Annotated in this window: 23 protein-coding genes and 2 pseudogenes; 24 read left to right on the top strand and 1 reads right to left on the bottom strand. The window is 42.9% G+C overall.

Going from position 1 to position 24,379, the window contains the following annotated elements; genetic code table 11:
* Nucleotides 1-213 (bottom strand): annotated as a pseudogene (locus tag N902_RS20245) (ISL3 family transposase); the annotation flags it as partial.
* A 614-nt stretch (nt 214-827) separates the two neighbouring features.
* Here N902_RS20245 and N902_RS0112600 point away from each other — a divergent pair.
* From N902_RS0112600 to N902_RS20600, 24 genes and pseudogenes are all read left to right on the top strand, one after another.
* Nucleotides 828-2,459 (top strand): cytidylyltransferase domain-containing protein, encoded by a 1,632-nt coding sequence (locus tag N902_RS0112600; protein ID WP_027371205.1) that lies wholly within the window; start codon nt 828-830, stop codon nt 2,457-2,459.
* Nucleotides 2,459-3,523, top strand: a complete 1,065-nt coding sequence (locus tag N902_RS0112605) for an N-acetylneuraminate synthase family protein (RefSeq protein WP_051564572.1) — start codon at nt 2,459-2,461, stop codon at nt 3,521-3,523. The genes N902_RS0112600 and N902_RS0112605 overlap by 1 nt, the downstream gene beginning before the upstream one ends.
* Nucleotides 3,524-3,549: 26 nt before the next feature.
* On the top strand, nt 3,550-5,004 hold the full coding sequence (locus tag N902_RS0112610) for a lipopolysaccharide biosynthesis protein (RefSeq protein ID WP_084288344.1): 1,455 nt from the start codon (nt 3,550-3,552) through the stop codon (nt 5,002-5,004).
* Nucleotides 5,005-5,016: 12 nt separating this feature from the next.
* Nucleotides 5,017-6,426 carry a hypothetical protein gene (locus tag N902_RS18860; RefSeq protein WP_051564573.1) on the top strand — a complete coding sequence of 470 codons (1,410 nt, stop codon included), beginning with the start codon at nt 5,017-5,019 and terminating at the stop codon, nt 6,424-6,426.
* Nucleotides 6,423-6,941 (top strand): acyltransferase, encoded by a 519-nt coding sequence (locus N902_RS19390; protein WP_027371208.1) that lies wholly within the window; start codon nt 6,423-6,425, stop codon nt 6,939-6,941. The genes N902_RS18860 and N902_RS19390 overlap by 4 nt, the downstream gene beginning before the upstream one ends.
* Before the next feature lie 411 nt (nt 6,942-7,352).
* On the top strand, nt 7,353-8,660 hold the full coding sequence (locus N902_RS20250) for a hypothetical protein (protein ID WP_027371209.1): 1,308 nt from the start codon (nt 7,353-7,355) through the stop codon (nt 8,658-8,660).
* A 150-nt stretch (nt 8,661-8,810) separates the two neighbouring features.
* Nucleotides 8,811-9,920 (top strand): glycosyltransferase, encoded by a 1,110-nt coding sequence (locus N902_RS19395; RefSeq protein ID WP_161635188.1) that lies wholly within the window; start codon nt 8,811-8,813, stop codon nt 9,918-9,920.
* A 55-nt stretch (nt 9,921-9,975) separates the two neighbouring features.
* On the top strand, nt 9,976-10,368 hold the full coding sequence (locus N902_RS0112630) for a UDP-N-acetylglucosamine 2-epimerase (RefSeq protein WP_027371210.1): 393 nt from the start codon (nt 9,976-9,978) through the stop codon (nt 10,366-10,368).
* 31 nt (nt 10,369-10,399) lie between these two features.
* Complete coding sequence (locus N902_RS0112635) at nt 10,400-11,341, top strand: methyltransferase domain-containing protein (protein ID WP_161635189.1); 942 nt, start codon at nt 10,400-10,402, stop codon at nt 11,339-11,341.
* Nucleotide 11,342: 1 nt separating this feature from the next.
* On the top strand, nt 11,343-12,365 hold the full coding sequence (locus N902_RS19400; protein WP_084288348.1) for a glycosyltransferase family 2 protein: 1,023 nt from the start codon (nt 11,343-11,345) through the stop codon (nt 12,363-12,365).
* The gene (locus tag N902_RS18865) at nt 12,362-13,465 is read left to right on the top strand and encodes a DegT/DnrJ/EryC1/StrS family aminotransferase (protein WP_208596329.1); all 1,104 of its coding nucleotides are present in this window, start codon (nt 12,362-12,364) and stop codon (nt 13,463-13,465) included. The genes N902_RS19400 and N902_RS18865 overlap by 4 nt, the downstream gene beginning before the upstream one ends.
* Nucleotides 13,466-13,469: 4 nt before the next feature.
* Nucleotides 13,470-14,078, top strand: a complete 609-nt coding sequence (locus N902_RS0112650; RefSeq protein WP_027371214.1) for a GNAT family N-acetyltransferase — start codon at nt 13,470-13,472, stop codon at nt 14,076-14,078.
* Nucleotides 14,079-14,184: 106 nt separating this feature from the next.
* Nucleotides 14,185-14,898 carry a sugar transferase gene (locus tag N902_RS17835; RefSeq protein WP_208596330.1) on the top strand — a complete coding sequence of 238 codons (714 nt, stop codon included), beginning with the start codon at nt 14,185-14,187 and terminating at the stop codon, nt 14,896-14,898.
* A complete protein-coding gene (locus N902_RS0112660) occupies nt 14,891-16,000 on the top strand; it encodes a DegT/DnrJ/EryC1/StrS family aminotransferase (RefSeq protein ID WP_034622801.1) in 1,110 nt (369 codons plus the stop codon). Before N902_RS17835 ends, N902_RS0112660 begins: the two co-directional genes overlap by 8 nt.
* A gap of 23 nt (nt 16,001-16,023) precedes the next feature.
* The gene (locus N902_RS0112665; RefSeq protein ID WP_027371216.1) at nt 16,024-16,842 is read left to right on the top strand and encodes a transketolase; all 819 of its coding nucleotides are present in this window, start codon (nt 16,024-16,026) and stop codon (nt 16,840-16,842) included.
* Nucleotides 16,839-17,762: a transketolase family protein gene (locus N902_RS0112670; protein ID WP_027371217.1), complete on the top strand. Its 924-nt coding sequence runs from the start codon at nt 16,839-16,841 to the stop codon at nt 17,760-17,762. Before N902_RS0112665 ends, N902_RS0112670 begins: the two co-directional genes overlap by 4 nt.
* Nucleotides 17,759-18,340, top strand: a complete 582-nt coding sequence (locus N902_RS0112675; RefSeq protein WP_027371218.1) for an acetyltransferase — start codon at nt 17,759-17,761, stop codon at nt 18,338-18,340. Before N902_RS0112670 ends, N902_RS0112675 begins: the two co-directional genes overlap by 4 nt.
* Before the next feature lie 98 nt (nt 18,341-18,438).
* Nucleotides 18,439-18,732 carry a hypothetical protein gene (locus N902_RS0112680; RefSeq protein WP_027371219.1) on the top strand — a complete coding sequence of 98 codons (294 nt, stop codon included), beginning with the start codon at nt 18,439-18,441 and terminating at the stop codon, nt 18,730-18,732.
* 46 nt (nt 18,733-18,778) lie between these two features.
* Complete coding sequence (locus tag N902_RS0112685) at nt 18,779-18,988, top strand: hypothetical protein (RefSeq protein WP_027371220.1); 210 nt, start codon at nt 18,779-18,781, stop codon at nt 18,986-18,988.
* A 151-nt stretch (nt 18,989-19,139) separates the two neighbouring features.
* Nucleotides 19,140-19,499, top strand: a complete 360-nt coding sequence (locus N902_RS0112690; RefSeq protein ID WP_027371221.1) for a hypothetical protein — start codon at nt 19,140-19,142, stop codon at nt 19,497-19,499.
* Nucleotides 19,500-19,690: 191 nt separating this feature from the next.
* A complete protein-coding gene (locus N902_RS0112700) occupies nt 19,691-19,963 on the top strand; it encodes a hypothetical protein (protein WP_027371222.1) in 273 nt (90 codons plus the stop codon).
* Nucleotides 19,964-20,209: 246 nt separating this feature from the next.
* Nucleotides 20,210-20,581 (top strand): four helix bundle protein, encoded by a 372-nt coding sequence (locus N902_RS0112705; protein ID WP_027371223.1) that lies wholly within the window; start codon nt 20,210-20,212, stop codon nt 20,579-20,581.
* 392 nt (nt 20,582-20,973) lie between these two features.
* Nucleotides 20,974-21,531: pseudogene (locus tag N902_RS20690) on the top strand (STT3 domain-containing protein); the annotation flags it as partial.
* A gap of 537 nt (nt 21,532-22,068) precedes the next feature.
* Entirely contained in the window at nt 22,069-23,121 is a 1,053-nt protein-coding gene (locus N902_RS20600; protein ID WP_341830628.1) for a hypothetical protein, read from the top strand.
* The last annotated feature ends 1,258 nt before the right edge of the window (nt 23,122-24,379 follow it).

A 24,379-nucleotide genomic window follows, 5' to 3' on the forward strand; every position in this document is an offset into this window, starting at 1 on the left:
CCATACAGGGATGCCCCAGAGAGGAACATGCCGAAAATGACGAACAGAGAGAGTATCCCGATACCTGGAAGCGCTTCCACAAGAGCTGCAAAAGAGCGAATGACGACGATCCGGGACAATATCCACGATGATCGCGTTCGTATCGCCTTGGACCTGGCTGACACGAAATCCTTGAATATCAAGCGTAGATTTGATCAACTGGGACACGAGCATGAGTTCCTCCGTGGTAGCTGGTGTGTGTGGTAACCACCTAACTACCCGAGGGGACTCATGCTTTTCAAGTCTATGGCCTCACTTCATGCACAGATTCTTGAGTGGAGCCAAAGAAAATAGGTGAGATGGATAGCAGGCATTCCTTTGCCTTTTCCTATAGCTCCTAGCCCAGCGCCAATGACCCATGCCCTTTTATCTTTTGGCAACAACCACTCAGAGCCCAGACTAAATAAATCAGGTCTACAATTTGGCATCTGGCCACTGGCCAGAGGTGTAATATTGCAGAAGCATAGATCGATCATAAACATCTTGCTTCTTCAGGTAACCTGCGTGTCGGCTTTGGCGGCATTTGGCTCCAAGCCCTGTTTTGTCGGTGTTGATTAGATATTATCCTTTTAACCCCTGATTAGCTTCTTTTTGGATTCATTTGTTTTTTTAAAAAAAGGCATGTGGGTTGGTCCGACCCCAAAGCACCAATTCAGAACTCATCGAAATCCAGACCGCAAGTTATCTAATAGAGGACGACATTGCACTGTTAGAAAATTATTATGCTACAGAGACGGATCGGTCATCATCAAAACATCAGTGTGCTTTTAGAAAATGAGTAGCAAATTATGAAAAATAACATTTTAATAGTCATACCAGCTCGCGGTGGGTCAAAGGGAATTCCTAGGAAAAACATAAGATCGCTTAATGGTAAACCATTACTATCTTACGTTATAAAAACAGCTTTAATCTCATCGTATAATCCAGATATTTACGTTTCCAGCGATGATGAAGAAATACTGGCTATAGCTGAAAAATATGGCGTAAATATACATAATCGCACATCGAAAAATGCTCAAGATTCAACTACTCTAGACCCTGTGATTTATAATGCCTTTAAACATGCTTCTAAGGTAAATGAAAAAAAATATGATATTATAGTGACGATACAGCCAACATCCCCTCTTCTTTCTGTCCGCTCTCTCGACAAGGCACTTGAAAAGATATTGGGAAATCAAGATATCGATACAATAATATCTGCTAAAGAAGATACCCATTTAACATGGAAAAAAGAAAATGGCGCTTTTGTTCCTAACTATGAAAAACGAGTAAATAGGCAATATCTACCACCAACATTCAAAGAGACAGGCGCTTTTTTGATAACTAAAGAATATGTTCTCACAGAAGAAAGCCGGATCGGATCAAAAGTTGACCTTTACCTGCTGTCGGGGGCAGAAAGTATTGATATTGATACATATGATGACTGGAACCTTTGTGAATACTACTTAAAAAGGAAAAAAGTTCTTTTTGTAGTTGCAGGGTATGAAAAGATTGGTTTGGGGCATGTTTACAATACATTGCTCTTAGCCAATGACATACTCAACCATGAAGTATATTTTTTGGTCGATGAAAAGAGTGATCTTGCCTATAAAAAAATATGTGAACGTAATTATACAGTTTATAAACAAAAAGGAAAAAATATAATTGACGATATCCGTCTCCTAAATCCGGATGTGGTTGTTAACGATACCTTAGACACCTCCCCTAAATATATTATGGATATAAAAAACGCGGGCGCGAAGGTTGTAACTTTTGAAGACTTGGGAAGAGGTGCTCAATTTGCTGATCTAGTGATTAATGCAATGTATCCTGAAAATGAGATACTTCCGAATCACTATTTTGGGCATCGATATTTTTGTCTTCGCGATGAGTTTTTGCTCAGCCCTACAAAAAAAATAAGGGACAGTGTAAAAAACGTACTATTGACATTCGGTGGTGTTGACCCAAATAATTACACACATAAAGTTTTAGAATCAATTTATGAATACGCAACAGATAATGATATTGAGATAAAAGTAGTAGCTGGGTTCGGGTATGATAAATTTAATACACTGGAATGTTTTGAAAATATAAAAATAGCTGAAAACTCATCTAACATATCAAAGTATATGCATCAGGCGGACATTATATTTACTTCTGCTGGGCGTACAACATACGAGGCAGCCGCGATAGGAACTCCCACAATTGTGATGGCGCAAAACAATCGTGAAATGACCCATTTTTTTGCGTCAAAGGAATTTGGATTTATGAATCTCGGCCTTGGTTTTAGTTTATCAAAACAAACCATTCTTAGCTCTTTTCGGAAGTTAGTTGAGTCTGTAGACCGTAGAAAACATATGTCCAATATGATGAAAGATGTTGATTTGAAGCAAGGCAGAAAAAATGTAAATTATTTGATTTCTCAAGCCTTGGAGGGGTGATGCGACAAGAAATTAATAAATTTTTCCAAATTCAAGATCGCCATACATTATTTCAACATAAGCCCTACATAATAGCCGAGGCGGGCGTTAACCATGAGGGGAGCATGGAGCTAGCCAAGCGGTTAATTGATGAGGCAGCTGAAGGAGGAGCAGATGCGATTAAATTTCAAACTTATAAGGCTGATAAAATTGCCTCTAAAGATTCGCCTGCCTATTGGGATCTCAGCAAAGAGCCTACTCCAACTCAGCACGCCCTATTCCAAAAATACGATAAATTTTGGAAAACAGAATTTCAAGAGCTTAAAATGTATTGCGATAGCGCAGGAATTGCTTTTCTTAGCACTCCTTTCGATTTAGATTCTGCTTATTTTCTGAATGACTTGGTGGAAGTATTTAAGGTTTCATCCTCAGATATTACGAACAAACCATTTATTGAGCATATCTGTAGATATGGCAAGCCTATTATATTGTCTACTGGAGCAAGCGACCTTTCAGAAATTCAAACAGCCAAATCTTGGATCGACGAGTATAACCCGCCTTTGGCTCTACTTCATTGTGTTCTTAACTATCCTACTAAGGATGAAGATGCGCATCTGGGAAAGATCAAGACCCTAGAGGTTGAATTTCCTAATAACATTATTGGATATTCCGATCATACATTGCCAAAGGATATGCAAACACTTTTAGCTGCAGCTCTTCTCGGAGCTCGGATAATTGAAAAACATTTTACTCACGATAAGACCCTGCCTGGTAATGATCATTATCATGCTATGGATGTTGTCGATTTGAAGAAATTTTGCAGAATGCTTGACAGTACCTGGAGACTTTTGGGCCAATTTGAGATAGAAGCCCTGCCTAATGAAGAACTATCAAGACAACATGCTAGGCGGAGTCTTGTGGCTAAACGAAATATTCTGGAAGGGCATGTTATTACATCTGAGGATTTGACATGGAAAAGACCTGGCCATGGAATAAGTCCAAAGGATATTGAATTGGTCATTGGAAAAAGAGCAAGTAAACAAATTTATGAAGATTACATTCTTACTTGGTCTATGTTTGATTAATTTTGTAATTATAAGACAGTCTTATTTTGACTTATTCTATACGTTCTGTCTTCAAAGGTGCATCCATATACACAATAGGACAGGTGGGAACAAAAGCCTTCGGCTTTTTCCTTATTCCTGTGTATACGCGATTTTTGACTCCTGCCGAATACGGCATTGTGGGCTACTTGCAGGTCATGCTGCAGCTCATGGCTACAGTGCTCATGTTCGGCTTTTATGGCGCCCAGACCAGATATTATTATGAATTCAAGGAAAACGCCAGAAAGATAGGCGAGTTTCTATTTTCGATAAACGCATATTTGGTTGTAGTTTTACTAGTGCTGTGCTGTATTTTGACCTTTTGGGGCGAGCATCTATATGTCTTGCTTGCCGTCAAAGACATCCCTTTTCAGCCTTATTTGCCCATTGTCATTTGGACCGGTTTTTTTCAAATACTCAATCAATTGGTCATTAGCTACTACCTGGCCACGAAGCAATACAAAGAATGCGCAATACTCCAGTTTTTGCAGTTTGCTTTCATGGTCGGCATGATCTTATTCTTTGTGGTCTATCTCAAGCAAGGGGCCCTGGGAAAGGTCAAAGGCCATCTGGTTGGGCAAGCAATTTTTTTCGCTCTTTTTTATATTCCACATTCCAGAAAATTCATTTTCCGTTTTGACGCTGCCTACGTCAAATACGCCCTGGCTTTTGGCGTGCCCATTGTCTTCCATCTCCTGGCTGGGGTGATGCACAACTCCATTGACCGGGTTATTCTTGAAAAATACGTCAGCATGGACCAGCTCGGCATCTATTCCCTCGGCTATCAGATAGGCATGGTCATGAGCATCATTGTTGCATCGGTTAATAGGGCTTGGCAGCCGAATTATTTTGACCTCATGTCCAGCGATACCCACGACAAAGCCTATGAAAACCGGCGCATGTTTGCCTTGTGGCTTATTGGCATAGGTACTATCTGCCTCATGGGTATGCTTTGGTCCAAGGAATTTTTGATCCTTCTCACGCCTGAGAGCTACCACGCATCTGCTGGAGTAGTGCCGATCATTATTATGGGCTACTTTTTTCAAGGCGTGTATTTTTTTGCCGTATCCCCGATTTTTCAATTCAAAAAGACCAAGTTTTTACCGTTTCTGACTGGCGCCGCTGCACTGCTAAATATCATACTGAATCTCCTTTTCATCCCCCGATTCGGCATTTACGGCGCGGCCTATGCTACATTGATATCATTCGCCTTTCAGGCTGTGTTTGGTTTTTTTGTCAGCCGGAGACTGTTTGATCCACAGTTCGAAGTATGGAAAATAGCTCTCGGGTTCTTTATATTGCTTGGTGTTCCCTTGTCCGATCTTTCGATGCATATCGATCTAAAGATTCAATTTGTTAAATTGACGTATTTTATGGGGTTTAGTGGCCTCATGTTTTTTTCTTTTCATTCGTATATCCGGCCTGTGGTTTCCAAGATTTATCCTAGGTTGAAATCTTCATAAATTGAGCTTCTTATGACTTTTTCAGAGGTATGTGAGTCTTTTTTTCAACTTGAGCAAGATCTCTATGTATTTGAATGGGAAGTCGATGGAATCCGAGTTTGGGAGCTTATTCGGTTTAAGGTTTTCAACACCATTATGCAAGAGCTTGGGTTTTATGGCCAAGCGCATACCGTTCCAGACAGGGGAATTAAAGCTAAAATTATAATGTCTTATAGATTACTAAAAAGTTATATTTTCTATAATCCTTTTTGCATCAAGAAGCACAGCATAATTTTCAATGGGCATCCGCGGCGTAAACTTTTATCAGATGGTTTTTATTGGGATATTTATTCAGACTATGTGGCTAATCTCGTCCAAGACGGGGTAGTTCTGGAGCAGCACTATGGCAATGGGCACTTAATTCCAGCCAAGTCAGTAAGATTATATTATAATGATTTTATAACTACCTTATCTTATTTTTGTAGTTGCTTTAAGTTGCATAATAAAAACAACATTGATTCTTCTGTCTGTAAAAGTATAGAAAATGCAGTTACCTTTAATTTTAACATTAATGTTGACGTTTATGGAGTAGCAAGAAAAGTTCTAGAAAGATATAAAGTTGATCTTTATTTATTTAAAGAATTATTCAAGATAGTTAAGCCAAGAGCATGTTTTGTTTTAGCAAGCTATGGAAGAAATAGCTTTATAGCTGCTGCTAAAGAATGTAAAATACCAACAATAGAATTGCAGCACGGTGTTGTTTCTAGATACCATATGGCTTATTCATTTCCTTATAAAAATAATAAATACAATTTCCCAGACTATTTTTTTGCTTTTGGTGAATATTGGAAACAAAATGTTGATTTCCCAATACCTAGCGAAAAAATTTATAACATCGGCTATCCTCATTTAGAAACATGCCGTTCAGCACTAAAGCATATACCTAAAGCAGACACACTGGTTTTCATCTCTCAAGGGACAATCGGCAAGAGACTCTCCCATTTCGCTGTCCAGTTGCGACAGTCCGCCCCTGCACACGTTCGTATAGTGTATAAACTCCATCCAGGCGAGTATGACCGTTGGCGGGAAGACTATCCTTGGCTCGTGGACAGCGACTTGGAAATCGTTGATTCTCATACTCCAGATCTCTACGAGCTGTTTGCTCAAGCCAAATGGCAAATCGGTGTGTATTCAACAGCTGTATTCGAGGGCCTAGCCTTTCATTGCCAAACATATTTAGTTGACCTTCCCGGTGTCGACTACATGCGTCCCCTATTGGACTCTGGATATGCGCAACTCATTAAGAAAGCAGTTGAGGTTAAATTCCGCTATGATCCTGTAGAAATCGATAAACACTATTTTTTTGCTGAGAATTGGAAACAGAATTTTCAACATGCTGTAGCTGAGATATTGGGCGAAGATGCGATAAAGAGGAACCAATGAAATTTCTGTTGAACACACTTTTGCTATCGATAAAATCGATTAAGAAAAAGTGGTATACATTTCGAGTTTTGAGGCGTGCTTGCTTTGTTGGGTGTAACCTAAAGGTAAATGGAAAAAGTATCGTAACAAGAAATACTTATCTTGGCAATAATGTAAATTTTAACGGTATGAATATTGTTGGTGGAGGCAAGATTTTTATAGGAGATAATTTTCATTCAGGGCCTGGATGTTTAATGATTACTCAAATACATAACTATGACAACGGCCAAGCAATACCCTACGATAGCACTTATATTCACAAACCTATACATATTGAAAATAACGTGTGGCTTGGCTCAAGGGTGATCATTTTAGGTGAATCAAGGATAGGCGAGGGAGCGATTATCCAGGCTGGTAGCGTTGTGGTTTCAGATATTCCAAAATATGCCATTGCAGGAGGTCATCCAGCAATAGTATTTAAATACCGTGATATAGAGCACTATGAAAGATTAAAGGCTTTAGGCTGTTACCATTAATATTTATTTAAATTTTATATTTAATTTTCAGAAATAGTTGGCAATGCATTTATTTTAACTTATAAGATCTTAACAGGCATTATATGGCATCAAAAGTTTAAAGATAGTTTTACTTGATCGAGTATATTATTGTCCCAATTTGGGAGGGTTAAAACCCCCACCTTTAGGTGGCAGCTTCAGCGTTCTTCGATAGTGGAAAACAGCGACAACAGTGCATGTACTATTGCTTTGACTTTGGTCTTCAATTTCTTGAGCCTACGAGCAGCTACTGATGATATAAACTGCGTTTGAGGTCAAACATTTAAGCAAAGACACATATGTACCAATTATCTGGAACCATAGTTTTAATCGGCGAAGGCCGATGTCGCCGGCTTTAGCCGTTAATGGATTCCACCGCCTTTAGGCGGTGGAGTGTTCAATAATGTTCAAGTTTTAAATATAAAGTTGTTTATTATGTATATAGATTTTCATGCACGTTACATTTTCAAATATTTAGTATTTTATTATTTTATATTGGTAATGTTTATTTCTCAACTTTTAAAGCCTTTTTATATACAAGATTTATATAGAGATTCTATTTTAATCTGCACATTATTAATAATAGTTATACTTAGAATATTCAAGACACGCAAAACAACATTACCATTCTTAGATTATAATAAATTCATATTTTTAATCATGCTATTTGCATTCTTAGTTTCATTGAAACCTATTTTAATTGGATATGTAATAAACAACCAAGATCTTAAAATGATTTATAAATGGTCTGTTATTTTATTCTCTATGCCGGTATTCATCTATTCTTTTGATAAAAATATGAATATAAATTATGTAATAGTATTATTTTTGCTTTTAATTATATTCTTTGTATTTGCTGGAAGTGCATATCATGACATTGCTTATTCATTTGCAAATAAGTATAGGTACATGGGAATATTCAATAATTCTATCATGCTATCTTCTTATATTTTTTTACTTTCGACAGTGGCAATAGCTTTTGTCGACAAACAGCATGATGTTTTTAAATTTTTAGTAATACTATTTACTTTAGTGTTTAGCATTTATATATATATGATCACTGTCAATAAACAAAATTTGTTACTTTTTACAGGATTTGTTTGTCAAATCTGTATTTTGTTATTGTTTCGCCAAAACTTGTCTAGTCGTTTTATGTTAAAAAAAGATAATTTTATAATATTGTTACTATTTTGTTTTTTTATCTTTTTTGTAGGCTTCTTGTTTTTTGATTCAATTTATTCAGTCCTTGACCAAGGACTTTTCAACTTTTGGAAGCAAAGACTATATTTTAATTCTATGTTAGATTTATTTAATGTTGGGAGGCTTGTCACCATTGAGAATGGAATTGAAATCATAGCAAAAAAGCCATTTTTGGGGACAGGATATGGGATGATCCATGAGTACTTATATTCTGCCAATGCGCGTCCATCAACCGTCCACAATACGCCTATTCATTTAATGGCGACATCAGGTATATTTCTAGGTTTGTTTGGTTATTTCATAATATTTATTTATTTTCCTTTTAAAATGTTTTTTTCTAGCATTCAAGATAGAGGCGGTCTGATCTTTATCATAGGCTATATATGTTTTTTTATACAATCACTATTTGAAAGTGTTATTCACAAGGAGCACTTTTATGTCTACTTATCTATGTGGATTTTGTACATCATGTATATTAACAAATTTTATAAACACAATTAAATCCATATTAATTATTGCGAATTATTTTTAGTGGTTCATCATGCATGCGTCTGTCAAATGGCAATTGACGTAGCTTTTTATTAGTCAAAAAAATCAATGTGAGTTCATTTAAGTAAAGTAAAATCTATCAATTACATGACAGGCAATAAGTTGAACATTATTCATATTTCTACAGTCCATCCAAATAATGATACTCGTATTTTTGAAAAAGAATGCAGTGGGTTAGCATCAAAAGATCATGAGGTCACCTTAATAATCCAATCTGATTGTGACGAAATACGTAACAATGTTAAAATTAAAGCATTGCCTCGATATTCAGGCAGATTGAGCAGAATTACTTTTGGCATATTAAGAGCTGCTCGAAAGGCTTTTTCTGAAAAAGGAGATATTTATCATTTACACGATCCAGAGTTACTCCCACTAGGTTTGTTGTTGAGAGTTTCTGGTCGCCGTGTTGTCTACGACATGCATGAAAACCTTCCTGAGCAGATAAGAACCAAACATTGGATTCACCCACTAATTCGAAAGCCGTTGGCTTTCTTCATAAGTTTTTTCGAACGATTGTCCTTAAATCGTATGGCAGTGGTAATGGCTGAAAAATCATATGCAGATCATTACAATTGGGTGAAACGAGGTCAAGTTGTTCTAAATTTGCCCACAGTTGATAAACTGATGCAGTTAGCAAGCTCCACTCAGAAAAATAGTTTATTAGTAGGATATATTGGCAGTATATCACAAAGTCGCGGTTTATTGACTGTAATAGAGGCCATACGAAAGATCCGCGAAGATGGTATAGCCGCTAAGTTCGAATGCATCGGTAATGTGTCCAGAGATGTTTCTACGAGCAAGGCTTACCAGCAGGGGGTAAATGAAGGTTGGATTCACTCTCCTGGGAGAATGCCTCCCAGTCAAGGCTGGGCAATGATTGCTCGTTGCCATATTGGAATAGCTCTTTTAAAACCCATTGGAAATTATATTGATTCCTATCCAACAAAAATGTTTGAATATATGGCCATGGGACTACCTGTGGTTGTTTCAGATTTTCCTCTTTACCGAGATGTAGTTGAGCGTCATCAATGTGGGTTTTGTGTTGACCCGAATGATATAGATACAATTGCTTATGTGATTCGTTTTTTTATAGAAAATCCTCAAAAATCAATTGAGATGGGTACAAGAGGTCAAAATGCTGTCAGGAGTTATTATTGCTGGAACATTGAATTGGAGAAATTAATTATATTTTACCAAGCTCTTTTAGCTTGAAAGTTGAAGCATATATATAAATATACTGTATAGCAGTTTGGAGTCAGGTGAGCCAATGCATCTGATAGTCCCTCTCCATCCCCGGAACAAAAAGCAACTCGAAATCCATGGCCTATGGCCTATGGCTTCTCACCTCTCGTTCATCGATCCCGTGGGCTGCCTGGACATGTTGGCCCTGGAGACAAACGCAGCAGTCATTGCCACAGACTCCGGCGGTGTGCAGAAAGAGGCCTATTTCCAAGGAGTGCCCTGTGTGACCCTGCGGGATGAAACTGAATGGACCGAGTTGGTGGAGGCCGGATGGAACCGGTTGGCACAGCCGGGCCAAGCAGATATTCGAGAGACAATCATAGAGTCGATAGGTCGCTTTGGCCAAGATGTGCGGCCATATGGGGAAGGACAGGCAGCGGAGTTGATTGTAACTACATTGTATGCTGGACGTATATGATGGTAGCAGTAGCAGGGAGCTTACCATAACCATGCGTTGGGAAAATAAAGCGAGGATAATGCGATTTTGTTCCTGGATTCCTTGGGGGGATAGAATATACAAGAATATTCAAAAAACCTTTGGCAGATTACAGGCCAACCCCATGTCCCGTTTGCCAGTTCAGGTCAAAATGGCAACTTGGTTGGATAATCAAGGACATGGGGTTGTGGACAAGCATTTTTTTGAAGTTGGTACTGGTCATGTTCCAGTTGCACCTATTGGATTTTTTTTGTGTGGTGCAGGTTCTGTCATGTCTGCTGATCTGCATCGGCGCATTGACTGGAGATTGACCCAACAAACTCTGGAATGGATAGCTGCCCATAGTAATGAAGTTTTAGAGCTGTATAATCAGTTAAACGGGGGGGGCATCGTCAGTGAAAGATTTTCTATTCTGCATCGCTTTCAACATGATCCCATTAAGTTTTTAAAAGAAGCAAATATAAAATACATGGCACCAATGGATGCATCAAGAACTGATTTGCCAGATAATAGTATTGACTGTCATTTTTCTATTACTGTCATGGAGCACATTCCACCTGATACTATTCAAGATATATTTATAGAAGCAAAACGTATTGTAAAGTCAACCGGTGCAGTAATTCATTTTATCGATATGAGTGATCATTTCCAACATTCTGACCCTTCAATCAGTAGAATAAATTTTTTGCAATTTTCCGAGAATGATTGGGAAAAAATAGCTGGGAATGAGTTTGCTTACTGTAATCGAATGCGTGAGAGCGATTATTTATCTTTATTTCAAAATCTGAACTTTAAGATTGATAAACTTGAAAGTCATATTGATCAAGAGTCCTTAAAATGTCTGCAGCGCTCAAACATCGTTTTGGATAGTATTTTTGAGAAGCACACATATACAGACATCTGTACTACTTCTTTGAAAGTCATGTTATCTCAACAAGTTAGCAAAGATATATAAAATGAATACGTACCCTTTTGTATCTATAATAATCCCTTGCTATAATGAAGAGAAGTACATTGGGCAATGTTTAGATTCTATATTAGCAGGTGATTATCCTTTTGATTATTTAGAGATCTTGGTTGTGGATGGTGGCAGCGCTGATAAAACTCGGGAAATAGTATCCCAGTATTCTAAAATACATCAAATTGTTAAACTAACTGATAATCCACATAGATTAAAGCCTCATGCATTAAATATTGGTATCGATTCCGCGCAAGGAGATATTGTCATCCGTATGGATGCTCATTCAAATTATGATGCGGGTTATGTATCAAAAAGTGTTTCTTATCTAAACAAATACAATGCCGATAATGTAGGAGGCATAAGGCAGACACTGCCTGGTAGCAATTCTGTCATTGGAAAATCTATAGCTATTTCCATATCCCACCCATTTGCTGCCGGCAATGCTATTTACCGGACTGGTGCCAAGGACATCAAATGGGTTGATACAGTTTTTGGTGGATGCTACCGACGGCAAATTTTTCAAGATATTGGTCTTTTTGATGAAGCTCTTGTCCGTGGACAGGACAGGGAATTTAATATCCGCCTGCAGAAAGCAGGTGGAAAAATCCTATTCGCTCCAGATATTATTTGTCATTATTTTGCGCGTGGTACCTTGCGCGGATATATCCCTTGGATTTTTTCAGCTGGTCTCACCCCTTTTTTTGTCAGCAGAATGATATCCAAAAAGATTTTTTCATGGCGCAATTTAGTTCCTTTGGCCTTCGTTTTGAGCCTGATGATTCTATCTTTGCTTTCTTTCTTTCATCCTTTCTTCCAGTGGCTTTTAGGGATTGAATTAGCAATATACATTTTTTGTTCACTTGCTGCTTCAATACCTATTGCGCATAAAGAGCGGGACTGGCGTTTCGTTTTTTCCATGCCATTTATTTTTTTCCTGACCCACTTTTTATACGGTATGGGATCATTAGTCGGTCTCATAAAACCAATTAAAAATCCAGGAGAATGGACGAAAGCATGACATATTCATTGAGCCAAGATCCTTTTGTGTATTTTCGTGGCCGTGTTGGGTTGTATGCGCTGCTTAAAGCACTCAATGTGACGTCAAACGACAAAGTGGCCATTCAAGCCTTTACATGCTTGGCAGTGCCAGAAGCTATTATGGCTCTAGGGGCTCAACCCAGCTACATTGATACTGAACAAAACGGTTTTAATATGGCCCCAGAGGATCTGCAGAACAAGATAACTGATCACACGCAAGCAATAGTGGTCCAGCATACTTTTGGAATACCGGCAAACATGGATGCAATTCAAAATATAGCTTCTTATTATGACCTTCCTGTTATTGAAGATTGTTGTCACACATTCATGACCAAATACAAAGGAAATCTTGTTGGCTCGTTAGGATTGGGAGCTTTCTATTCGTTTGAGTGGGGAAAGCCTGTAGTAGCAGGAGTTGGAGGGGGAATAGAAATAAACGATGAAAATATCAGGGAAAAGGTGAAAGAAGATTATTTATCTTATCAGCAACCTGGCTTTGTCACTCAAGGGAAGATTGAATTGCAATATCAAGCATTTCGCTTGCTGTATCGACCATCATTATATTGGCCAGTACGCACTCTCTTTCACAAGTTAGGAGATCTCGGCTTGGCTGAAAGCAATTATAATCCTGTGGGTAAAAATAATATATCTAAAGATTTTCAGCTCAAGATGACAAAGGGCGTGAAACACCGGCTAGAAAAATACCTTAAGAGCGTGGAAAAAATCTCAGCACATAGCAGATGGGCTTCAGATCAATACCAACAAAACATTGTATCAAGATTAGTGTCTCTCCCAAACGTTTCTGAGGATTGCGACACTGTTTTTGCCAGGTACCCACTTCTGGCCAAAAACAAACAAGACCTATTGGCAAAGGCAAAAAAGGCAGGAGTGGAGCTCGCAGAATGGTATGCCACACCTGTTCATCCACTGAGTGGCCAGGAGTTGCCCCTTGTGCATTACACTGAAGGTTCGTGTCCGAATGCTGAAAAACTTTGTAAAGAAGTTGTTTCCCTGCCTGTGCACTTGAGGGTACGGCAAAAAGACATAGATCGTGCGATTGCTTTTTTGAATGGAGTATGAAGACATGATACAATGCTACCCCTCTGGTTTCTCGTCATCAGATGTCAACCAAGCAGTTCAAATTCAATTAAAAGAAATCGACCAAGGTTTTTTGAGTTCACTTGGCGACAAACCACTCAGACTGATATTTCATCATATAGCAGATAGCCGCTATGGAATTATGGTCATGGCTAAAGACAAGGTTTCAAATAGAGTTGTTGGATATGCCTTAGGAACTCTGAGTTCAGGAAAACTTTACAAGGATTTTATATTGAAGAAGCTTCCTTATGCGTTGATCTATTTTTTGCCAAAGTTGCTTTCGTTTCACCGAATGAAGAAAGCTTTCGAAACTCTTCTTTATCCCGCAAAACAACAATCGAACCTCCCAACCGCTGAACTTTTGGACTTGGCAGTTGAAAGCACACATCAGGGAACAGGGGTTGCTGAAGACTTGTTCCGTCACCTTGAGAAAGAATTTACTAAAAGAGATATTAGAACATTTCAAATTCCAACTGGTGCTTCACTTAAGAGAGCACATAAGTTTTATGAAAAGATGGGTGCGAAAAAGTCGAGCTCTTTTCAGCTGCATTCTGGAGAAGAGACTTTAGTATATGTCTATGAGAGAGCGTCATAATAATTGTTATTTATATGAATTAACAATAACATTGCACACATTATAGATCTGCTAATCATTATTATATTTGAAGCCCACAAAGAAGTGATTTTATAAAGGATAGACAATGATGAAACGTGTCTTCGATTTGGTGTTAGCAACAACCGGCTTGCTTGTGACCTCTCCTCTTTTAATAGCTGTTGCTATTTGGGTGAAACGGGATTCTGATGGTCCTGTCTTTTACCGACCATTACGGGCTGGGAGACATGGGAAGCCATTTAAGATTTACAAGTTTCGGTCCATGGTTGTAAATGCTGATCAAGTAGGCGGCCCGACAACCTCAGGCAGTGATCCCCGGGTTACTCGAAGCGGACGTTTCATACGTGCTTGCAAGATTGATGAACTTTCCCAGTTGATCAATGTGGTGCGTGGAGAAATGAGCTTGGTCGGCCCACGTCCGGAAGTTGTCTGGAAGGTTAAAAAGTATACTGAAGAAGAAAAAAAGACTTTAGAGATGAGACCGGGCATAACTGATTGGGCCTCAATATGGAACTCCGACGAAGGAGGAGTTCTTGAGGGTGCCCCTGACCCTGATGCAGTTTATGAAGAGGTCATACGCCCGACCAAAATGAAGCTTCAACTGTATTATTATCAAACTCAGTCAGTTGGAAAAGATCTCAAAATCATTTTTGCGACAATTTATCGCATATTAAATAAAAACTGGTCGCCAATGGAACTTACAGGTTACCCGTCTTTTGACGAACTCAGGGCTCAGGCCCTTCAAGTAATTGAGCGACAGAAACAGGATACGAAACAAGAAGATGAGGTTCAAAATGGCTGAACGGAAGGTTCCCTTTTTTGTTTATCCAGATGTGTATCGGGATGATGCCGAAGAGATTCAAAAAATCGTAGATGATGTCGGAAACCGGGGGGCATTTATTCTCCAGAAGGATCTGGAGCAATTTGAAAAAAATCTTTCCGATTATCTGGGAATCAAGCATGTACTTGGGGTCGGCAACGCCACTGACGGCTTGTACATGTTGTGTAGGGCCAGTGGTTTGGGGCCTGGAGATGAAGTGCTCTTTTGCACGCACACCATGGTTGCCACAGCAGCAGGAATAAGCTTTTCCGGGGCCACACCTGTGCCTGTGGAGACCGGGTGGGACCATGAGATGGATCCCAGTTCAGTTGAGCAGGCAATTACATCCAAAACAAAGGCTATCATGCCCACGCAACTCAATGGGCGGTGTGCAGACATGGATGCCCTCCAGAAAATCGCGGATAAACATGGATTGTTTATCCTTGAAGATTCCGCCCAAGCTCTGGGAGCCAAATATAAAGGAAAGTGCGCTGGATCATTTGGCCGGGGCGGGGTAATTAGCTTTTATCCAGCCAAGACCCTCGGCTGCCTGGGTGATGGGGGCTGTATCATCACCAATGACGATGAGGTTTATGAGCAATGCAAGTTGTTTCGGGATCATGGACGGATTGATACTCTGGAGGTTGTCTGTTGGTGTTTAAATTCCCGCCTTGATAACCTGCAGGCGGCCATTCTGGATTACAAACTCACCAAATACGACCAGGCTATTTCCCGGCGCAGGGAGATAGCTGGCAAGTATCAAGAAGGGTTGGGAGGATTGGATGCAGTCCGACTTCCTCCAGGGCCTGAGCAGGATGCAGATCGTTTTGACATATTTCAGAATTATGAGATTGAAGCAGAACGACGTGATGAGCTCAAATCATATCTTGCTGAAAATGGAATTGGGACCATGATTCAATGGGGCGGTCTGCCGGTCCATGCCATGAAAAAATTAGGCTTTACCCGCAGTCTGCCGTTTACTGAACAGCTATTCGAAAAATTACTCATGTTGCCCATGAATACATCACTGACAGATGATGATGTCGAGTATGTCTGCGCAACCATACGCCAATTTTATCAATAAGGTAACGATGCAAAGGGGGGATTGTGTCAAAAAGCGATGAATTGCAAGTCTTGGCCAACAAGATTCGACTGCATGCCTTAAAAATGGTGTATACCGCCAAAAGCTCTCATCTGGGCAGCAGTTTTTCCATGGCCGAGTTGATGGCTGTACTGTATGGCAAAATACTCAAGGTGAACCCTGCTGCGGTTGACGATCCGGACCGGGATCGATTTGTCCTCAGCAAAGGGCATGCGGCTGCCGGGTATTATGCCGTCCTGGCTGAATGCGGCTTTATTCCCCTGGACTGGCTGGAGAGTTTTTATCTCAACGGCTGCCGATTGGCCGGGCACGCTACGTGCGGGGTGCCCGGAATAGAGGTCTCGTCTGGGGCATTGGGGCATGGACTTTCCATGGCTGCGGGCATGGCCCTGGCTGCAAAAAGAGATGGCCAGAACTACCGCGTATTCGCCTTGCTCAGTGATGGCGAATGTAACGAGGGCTCTACCTGGGAGGCGGCCATGTTTGCAGCTCACCATGGGTTGGATAATTTGGTAGCTATAGTGGATTACAATAAGATTCAAGCCATGGGCCATACCCGGGATGTTCTGGATCTTGAGCCTTTTTCCGATAAATGGAAGGCCTTTGGCTGGTCTGCCCTGGAAATTGACGGGCATGATGTGGGCGCAATTGAAGATAATCTACAAGGTGTTCCCGTTGCTGACGGGAAGCCTAGCTGTTTTATCGCGCATACGATTAAGGGCAAGGGAGTGAGTTTCATGGAAGATGATGTGTTGTGGCACTATCGTAACCCCCAGGGTGATGAGTATGAAAACGCACTTGATGAACTGGGGGGCAGGAAATGAGAACCGCATTTATCAAGACCTTGACCCAGATAGCTGAGACCGATTCCAACATTATGCTTTTGGTTGGGGATTTGGGCTTTGGGGTTGTCCAGGAGTTTGCCGACCGTTTTCCCAAGCAGTTTGTGAATGTGGGGGTTGCTGAACAGAATATGGCCGGAGTTGCCACCGGGCTTGCCTTGTCCGGCAAGGTGGTTTTTACCTATTCCATTGCCAATTTCCCCATCCTTCGTTGCCTGGAGCAGTTGCGAAACGATGCCTGTTATCATAGCGCCAATGTTGTCTCAGTTTCCGTTGGAGGCGGTTTTTCCTACGGGGCCTTGGGCATGACCCATCATGGGACCGAAGATATTTCTATTATGCGTTCCCTGCCGGAAATGACGGTTATTGCTCCCGGTGATCCTCTTGAAACACAGGCCGCCACTCAAGCTGCTGCCCAGGGTATTGGACCGGTCTTCTTGCGACTGGGCCGGGCTGGGGAGCCAGAAGTGCATGACAGGTCCCAGAGTTGGGAACTGGGCAAGGCCATTGTTGTTCGGAACGGCAAGGATGTGACCCTGGTTTCCACCGGGGCCATGCTGCAAACCACAGTTCATGCAGCTGACATGCTGGCCCAGGATGGCATTGATGCCCGGGTTATAAGCATGCACACAGTAAAACCTCTGGATGATGATGCGGTGTTACAGGCTGCACGGGAAACCAGGGCTCTTTTGACTGTGGAAGAGCACAGTCAAATTGGCGGGCTGGGAAGCGCTGTCGCTGAGGCCCTGTTTGAGGCCAAAGATTGCCGGATCCCGTGCGCAAGAATTGCCCTGCCCTCAGAATTTAGCAAGCATGTGGGCGATCAAGACTATTTGCGCAGCATGCATGGCTTGAGTATTGAAAATATTGTTCACAAGGCAAAAGAACTGGTTTTGGGATGAGCGAGCGCAAGACCTTACTTATACTTGGGGCAGGCGGATACGGGTGCACAATAGCCGAGGCAGTGCAAGAGGGAAGTTTGTATACCCCCATAGGGTTTCTGGATGATTCCTATCCAGAGCGAACTGCATCCTTTGGCCTTCCAGTATTTGGGACAACTAAGATTCTTGGTTCATACGTTCAGCATGTAGATGCCGCAGTTGTGGCCATAGGCGACAATCAGGTCCGCCAAGATCTCATTTTAAAGTTACAATCTGCCGGACACCGGCTGGCTACCATCGTACATCCTGAGGCAAAGGTATCACCGAGTGCTGTTTTAGAATCCGGGGTTACCGTTATGTCTGGTGCAGTCATTGGCACCCAAGCCTCACTGGGACAGGGAGTGATCATCAATGCCGGGGTAACAGTTGATCACCATGCAGAGATTCATGATTTTGCCCATCTTGGCGTTGGTTCGTGTGTGGCTGGAGGAAGCGTGGTTGATAAAGGTGCGTGGCTGCGGGCAGGGTGTATTGTTGGGTATCGGGCTGCGGCCCAGGCTTGGCAGATACTGCCTCCAGGGACCGTGCTGGGGGAATAACCATATCATATCCGTTGATGGAAGCTATAGGAATTGAACTGAGTTGTGAATGCTTGATCAACGCATAATAAGTAACTAATGGAAAGCGATGCTCATATTTGGATTTAGGGAACTGGCTAGACCTAAGGGTCGGTTGGGGAGACTTTTATTTCAGGCTTGCTCATGAACGGCGGGAAACCTTTGTTGCTCATCTGGAACTATACAAAGCATCCAGGGATGACTTAAGGGTCTTGTTTGAAAAAGGAGTGAGGAAAGCCATTGAAAAGTATGACCCTGAACAGACCCGAAGATATCTGGCAAGCGGGGAGTATCAGACCGAAAACATTGCGGACTGGGCTGCTGAAATATTAAGAGGGATAATCGAGCAGCACCGTGAAAAAGAAACAAAATAGGTGTTTCTGGTCAGTTGCGGAAAAGGGCTAGGAAAAGGAGAGCAATATGGTTGATGACACATACAAAATATTAGCTGGAGAGATTCAGTCATTGTTTGAAGAGAGATTTGGAAAATTCTCTGTTGAAGATTTTGACAAAGTCGCTGAGATCATAAGGGGTAAATGTAAGCGCTCCAATGCACGAAATGCCGACAAATCCTATGAGAATTTGCCTGAAGAAGAAAAGGATCAGATCGATTTTATGATGGGACTGTAAGCCTTCAGAGAAAATTCGGCTCCTGTCTTTCGCTGGTACTTCACTCCAAATGGCCGGGCTTAAACCGGATATCTTGCTTCCAGAATTAAAACCATGCCAGGAAAAATATGCCCATTCCAGGACAAAAGATAACTGAAAAAGGAAATCAACCATGACCAACGAGGAGTTAACACAACTGGCAAAAAAGACCAGACAATTATTCGTTGACCAGCAGGGCCGATTCAGCCCGGATGACTTTATCGCAGTTGCCCGGGAGCTAGGGTTTTATGCCTACAGCAAGTCCGGATCTCACGAACAGGGGAAAATTGGGGGTCTGGGCGATAATAATTTGCCTGATATAATAGGCACTAATCTGCAGCATGCCCTGGATTATTATGAATGGCGAGTCCATGTGCCCATGACCGAGGATGGAGTGATCGTTTCCAGCTTCTGGGACAGCAGCAAAGAGTCCATGCCTGAGGGGTATGAGTTGGTAATGGAAGGGAAGGCTTTGAAGAAAAGAGGTTCGTGAAGAAGCAGTAGAGAAGACTGAAAGAGGTCATGCCCCATAAGCTATCCTTGTATCGCCAGTATGTTCAGGACCCAAACCCTGAACTTGGACTTTCGCCTGATCATTGCTACCCTGCTCAAGATGGCTGGAATAAATCCGGATGTTTTGATCCGGGAAAAGGAAAAGTAAGTGAATGAAAAGGAAGAAGCTTTATGCAAAACAATAAGGATATTCAAGACCTGGCTGGAGCTGTGAAGGACTTGTTTGAAAAGCGTTTGGGCAGCTTCCGGACACAGGATTTTGCTGCTGTGTCCCGAGAACTCGGGATACAGAGTATTTTGCCCACTGATAGCGGTGATCCGTCGAACTTTACATATCACAGCCAGCAGCAACCCGGGGAAGGCTTTTGGGCAGCCGCGCCAGGAGCCGGGGATATTTCAGAGGGGATGGTGTGGGTGTCGACGGAGGGAGGGAAGAGGGACTGAGAGAGGGACTTGAGGGACAGAGCGAGGGGGAGACTGAGGGACTTGAGAGACTTGAGCGACTTCAGGGACTGGGCGACTTTAGCGAACAAAGCGAACGGATCGAAAGACTGAAGAGATGGGGAGACAGAGGGACTTAGGGATTGACCGTTGAGGGAGGGAGAGACGTAGGGACTTTAGGGACTGGGCGACGGAAGGAGAAGGAACGGAAGTGACTAACGGATCAGAATCTGCTGGAAGAGAAAAAGAATGAAGATACGATCGCATAGGGATCTTGATGTTTACCAGATAGCATTTAAGGCTTCTATGGAGATTTTTGAGCTTTCAAAAAGCTTTCCTAAAGAAGAGAAGTATTCATTGACAGACCAAATCCGCAGGGCTTCACGTTCAGTCTGTGCCAATATTGCCGAGGCGTTCAGGAAAAGAAGATATCCAAAAGCCTTTGTATCCAAACTTTCCGACGCAGAGGGGGAAGCAGCGGAGACACAAGTGTGGCTTGAATATTCCTTTGCCTGCGAGTACATCAGCGAAGCTACATACATCAGGCTGTTCCAAGAATACGATCGTATCCTTGGCAAGATCGTAAATATGGCCCTCAAGCCAGAGAGCTGGAAGTTTTGAAAATCATATCTGTTATTAAATTACATATTTATTCTTTAAATCCTCGCAGCTTACAGCCGCTCTGCCCCTACGTCTCTCAGTCGCTTAAGTCTCCCCATCTCTCCGTCCCTCCATCTCTTCGTCCCTCCCTCTCTTCGTCCCTCCCTCTCTCAGTCCCTCAGTCACTCCATCTCTCCGCCTCTCCATCTCTTCGTCCCTCCCTCTCTCAGTCCCTCAGTCACTCCATCTCTCCGCCTCTCCCTCTCTTCGTCCCTCCCTCTCTCAGTCCCTCAGTCACTCCATCTCCCCGTCCCTCTGTGCTCCCTCAGTCCCCCAGTCCCTTAGTCTCTCCGTCTCTAAGTCCCTCCATCATTCACCAACAAATAAAGTAACATGAAGCAAGGCAGCCATACATGAACGACCGCTCACGCGTAATCCTCTGCATCGGTATCTTCCTCATTACCTATACCTTGACCCTGGGCCTGCGCCTGTATGAAGCCCCGGCCTGGGACAATCCGGGCTTGTCAATCCAGGCAGAGAAGCTTCTGGCCACTCATGATGCGTATTATTGGTTGGCAGGGGCCAAGGATACCAGCAGAAAGCCAGACGAAACCTTAGCCCAGATCACTGGTTGGGTTCATTCTCTGACAGGCATCCAATATGGCAATCTGGCCTTCTGGCTTCCGGCCCTGCTTTCTCCCTTGGCTGTCATACCGTTCATTTTATTAGGCCGATATTGGCGAATGGAGGAAGGTGCCCTGACCGCCAGTGTCATGGCCGCCGGGTGCTTGGGCTTTTTTTTACGAACTCGACTGGGCTTTTATGATACCGATATTTTATCACTTTTTTTTCCGCTTCTCTTCTGTGTGCTTTTGATTCATGTCTTTTCTCCGTATCTGCGGAGCGGCTGGAGAAAAGATGCAGAAGTTGACTTTGAACTGTCTGCAAATCATTCCCGCAAATATATGCTTCAAGTCCTGGGAGTTGGTCTTGTTGGCTGTATGTACATGTGGTTTTATCCTAATGCCAGCCCTATAATTTTGAGTTGTACTGGCGGACTTGTAGTATGTTTTTTGAGCTTGTCTAATACATGGCGGCAGCTGGGTTGGTTGACTCTCGGGATACTTATCATACTCGGCCTGTCTTTGGGCGGAGTGGTGAGTTGGATATGTTTTGGGGCAATTTATTTTGTAATATTTCACAAGCCATGGATATTGAATAATTACCAAGTGGTTAGATGGGGCCTCTGTGTGCTTGGAATTGTCATCTTCATTGACATAAATATTCTTGGCCTCATAATTTCCCTCGTCCGAAAACTCCTCATTTACGCCAAATTCACTTCTTTCGAAATTGGTGAGAAGACCAATCTTAACTTGCCGATAGTAGGACAAAGTATACGCGAATTCCAAAATATAGATTTTGCAAACATCATCCAGCGGGTAGCTGGGCATTGGGCTATCTTTTGTGCAGCTTTGGCTGGTCTGGGATACGTCCTTTACGTCTTTCCTATGTCTCTTATCTTTCTTCCCCTTTTAGGGTTGGCCTTGTTTTCTTTTGCATTGGGAAATCGGCTGACCATGTACGGCGGAGCGGTGCTGGGTGTGGGCCTTGGTTTCGGCCTCAGCCTGCTCCTGTTGCGCTTACATATCAGAAAGAGCCTGCGGGTGGTGGTTCAGCTGGCCCTGTGCCTGGTGGTCCTTTTGCCCACGTTGGAGGTGGCCTCCGGACTGAGTCCGGCCCCAATCCTGCCCAAGCCCTATGCCCAGACCTTCCTGCAGCTCAAGGACAAGACACCTGAAAACGCCCGGCTGTGGCCCTGGTGGGATTACGGCTATGCCGGACAATACTATGCAGAACGGATCACCTTTGGGGACGGAGGAAAACACAGGGGAGACATCCTGTATCCTGCGGCCAGGGTGCATATGACCCACTCTCCCCGCCAGGCCCGGCAGATGATGCAGTACATTACTGTGGCCCAGCAGGAAGAGTTTGCAGCCAACAGCACCAAGTACAAGGATATGAACGAGTTCTGGAAGCCCTATCTGGCCGATCCTGTGGCCGGGCTGGAGGACATGGGACCGGAAGAGGCACGGGAGTTTGTCCGTTCCCTGGCGGACAAGGAATATGACTGGCCAGGAGATCTGCCCCCTCAGTATCTGGTCCTGTCCTGGGAGAACCTGCGTCTGGCTTATTGGATAAGCTATTACGGAACCTGGGATCTGGTCACCGGCCAGGCCGACCCGGGCCGGATCCAGCAGGTCCGGGGAGAAGTGAACTTTGATCTGGATAAGGGGCACATGGAACTGGAAGGCGGCACCCTGGAGCTCTCCGGCCTGGACGTGGTGGATCATGAAGACCCCAAGCACTTCACCTGGGACAGCGATACCGGCATCTATGCCCTCCTCAACCGCATCACAAGCGAGCTCTACCTCATGGACGAGAAGATCTACAACTCCATGATGGTCCAAATGCTCATCCGCAACCCCTCTCGGTTTGAGGACGACTTCGAGCTGGTAGTGGATAAGTATCCCTGGAACCGGGCCTACCGCGCCAAAAATTGACGCACTACCCATTACGCGTCAAACGCAAAATGTGTAATCCAGCAACCAACCAATCTACCCTCTAACGTCTGACCAATAATGGGTAACCCAGCCGGGCGGGAAAATATTCATACACCGTGGACATGAGGCTCGAGGCGAAATGCAAAAAATGGGAGAAAGAAGTGTGAATGAAGTCATGCAATAGGCAGTTACCGGCGCATGATGCGCTCAAACCCTGGCTGGGGCGTGCCACAAAAATTGGAGGGTGGACTGACTATATAGGAAAATTTGCGTAAAAAATTCCAGCCAAGCTCCCCGGTATGGATGGGAAGCACTATCCGCTTAAGGGGTGGATGGGGCCAGAAAACTCGGCCGCCATTACCAGGCAGTTTTGCCGAAACAGTCTCATTCCAAGAGCATTCCGTCAGCCAGTCCTGAACATTCATCAAGGCCAAGGCCAGTGTGCGGAACATAACCAAGGATGAAATCATCTTCATGATCCAAAATTTGTCACAGCAGCTCAAGGGCTTTGTCGAGGGTAACGGCGCCCAGGCTGAAGAGGAGAAGACCCAGGACCGGGTGTGGACCCCAAGAAGGCCATCAATTCTAGTTCCATAACCTTTAGAACTGTTTAGTGTCAGGAGCTTGACTTTTTATATTCGATGAGGCAAGTAATGAATAAAGTTTATTTAGGAGAAAGTTGGGTAAACCATCTCCAATTAGGGAATGGTATATTACATTTTGATTACTTAACCTTGAAACCGTAAGGAATAACAATGAATAAGAAAACAACTGGAAAAGGCGCTTCTAAGAGTGCGTCCAAGACATTGACTAGCAAATCAACGGGCAAAGCATCCAAATCAGCCTCTGGTAGCGCTCTTTCTCAGACTGGGACACCCAAACGCCAAACATCTCCCAAAGCAGCATCAGCTGCCTCTAAAACACTCCGTGACGGACGTACAAGCAAAGCTGTCAGTGACCGCGGTAATAGGGCCAGTCCATGATCACGCTAATAGGGCCAGTTTATGTGCACTTAATGGAGCCACCTGATGATCACCTTAATCGGGCCACCTCATGATCGGCCTAATGAGGCCAGCTCATGATCACCGTAATGGAGCCACTCAGGTGATTAAGTAGCTTCCTTGCCATTTTGAAGGTTTCGAACCTCCCTCATTAAGGATATCTCCCTGGAAAGACAACACTTCCAAGGAGGTACAATGTCAAACAGGAGGTTCGAAATGTATCAGTACCAGCACGTCATCCACCGGATGCGCCTCGG

The organism is Desulfovermiculus halophilus DSM 18834, from assembly GCF_000620765.1.
In the GTDB taxonomy this organism is placed as follows: domain Bacteria; phylum Desulfobacterota; class Desulfovibrionia; order Desulfovibrionales; family Desulfothermaceae; genus Desulfovermiculus; species Desulfovermiculus halophilus.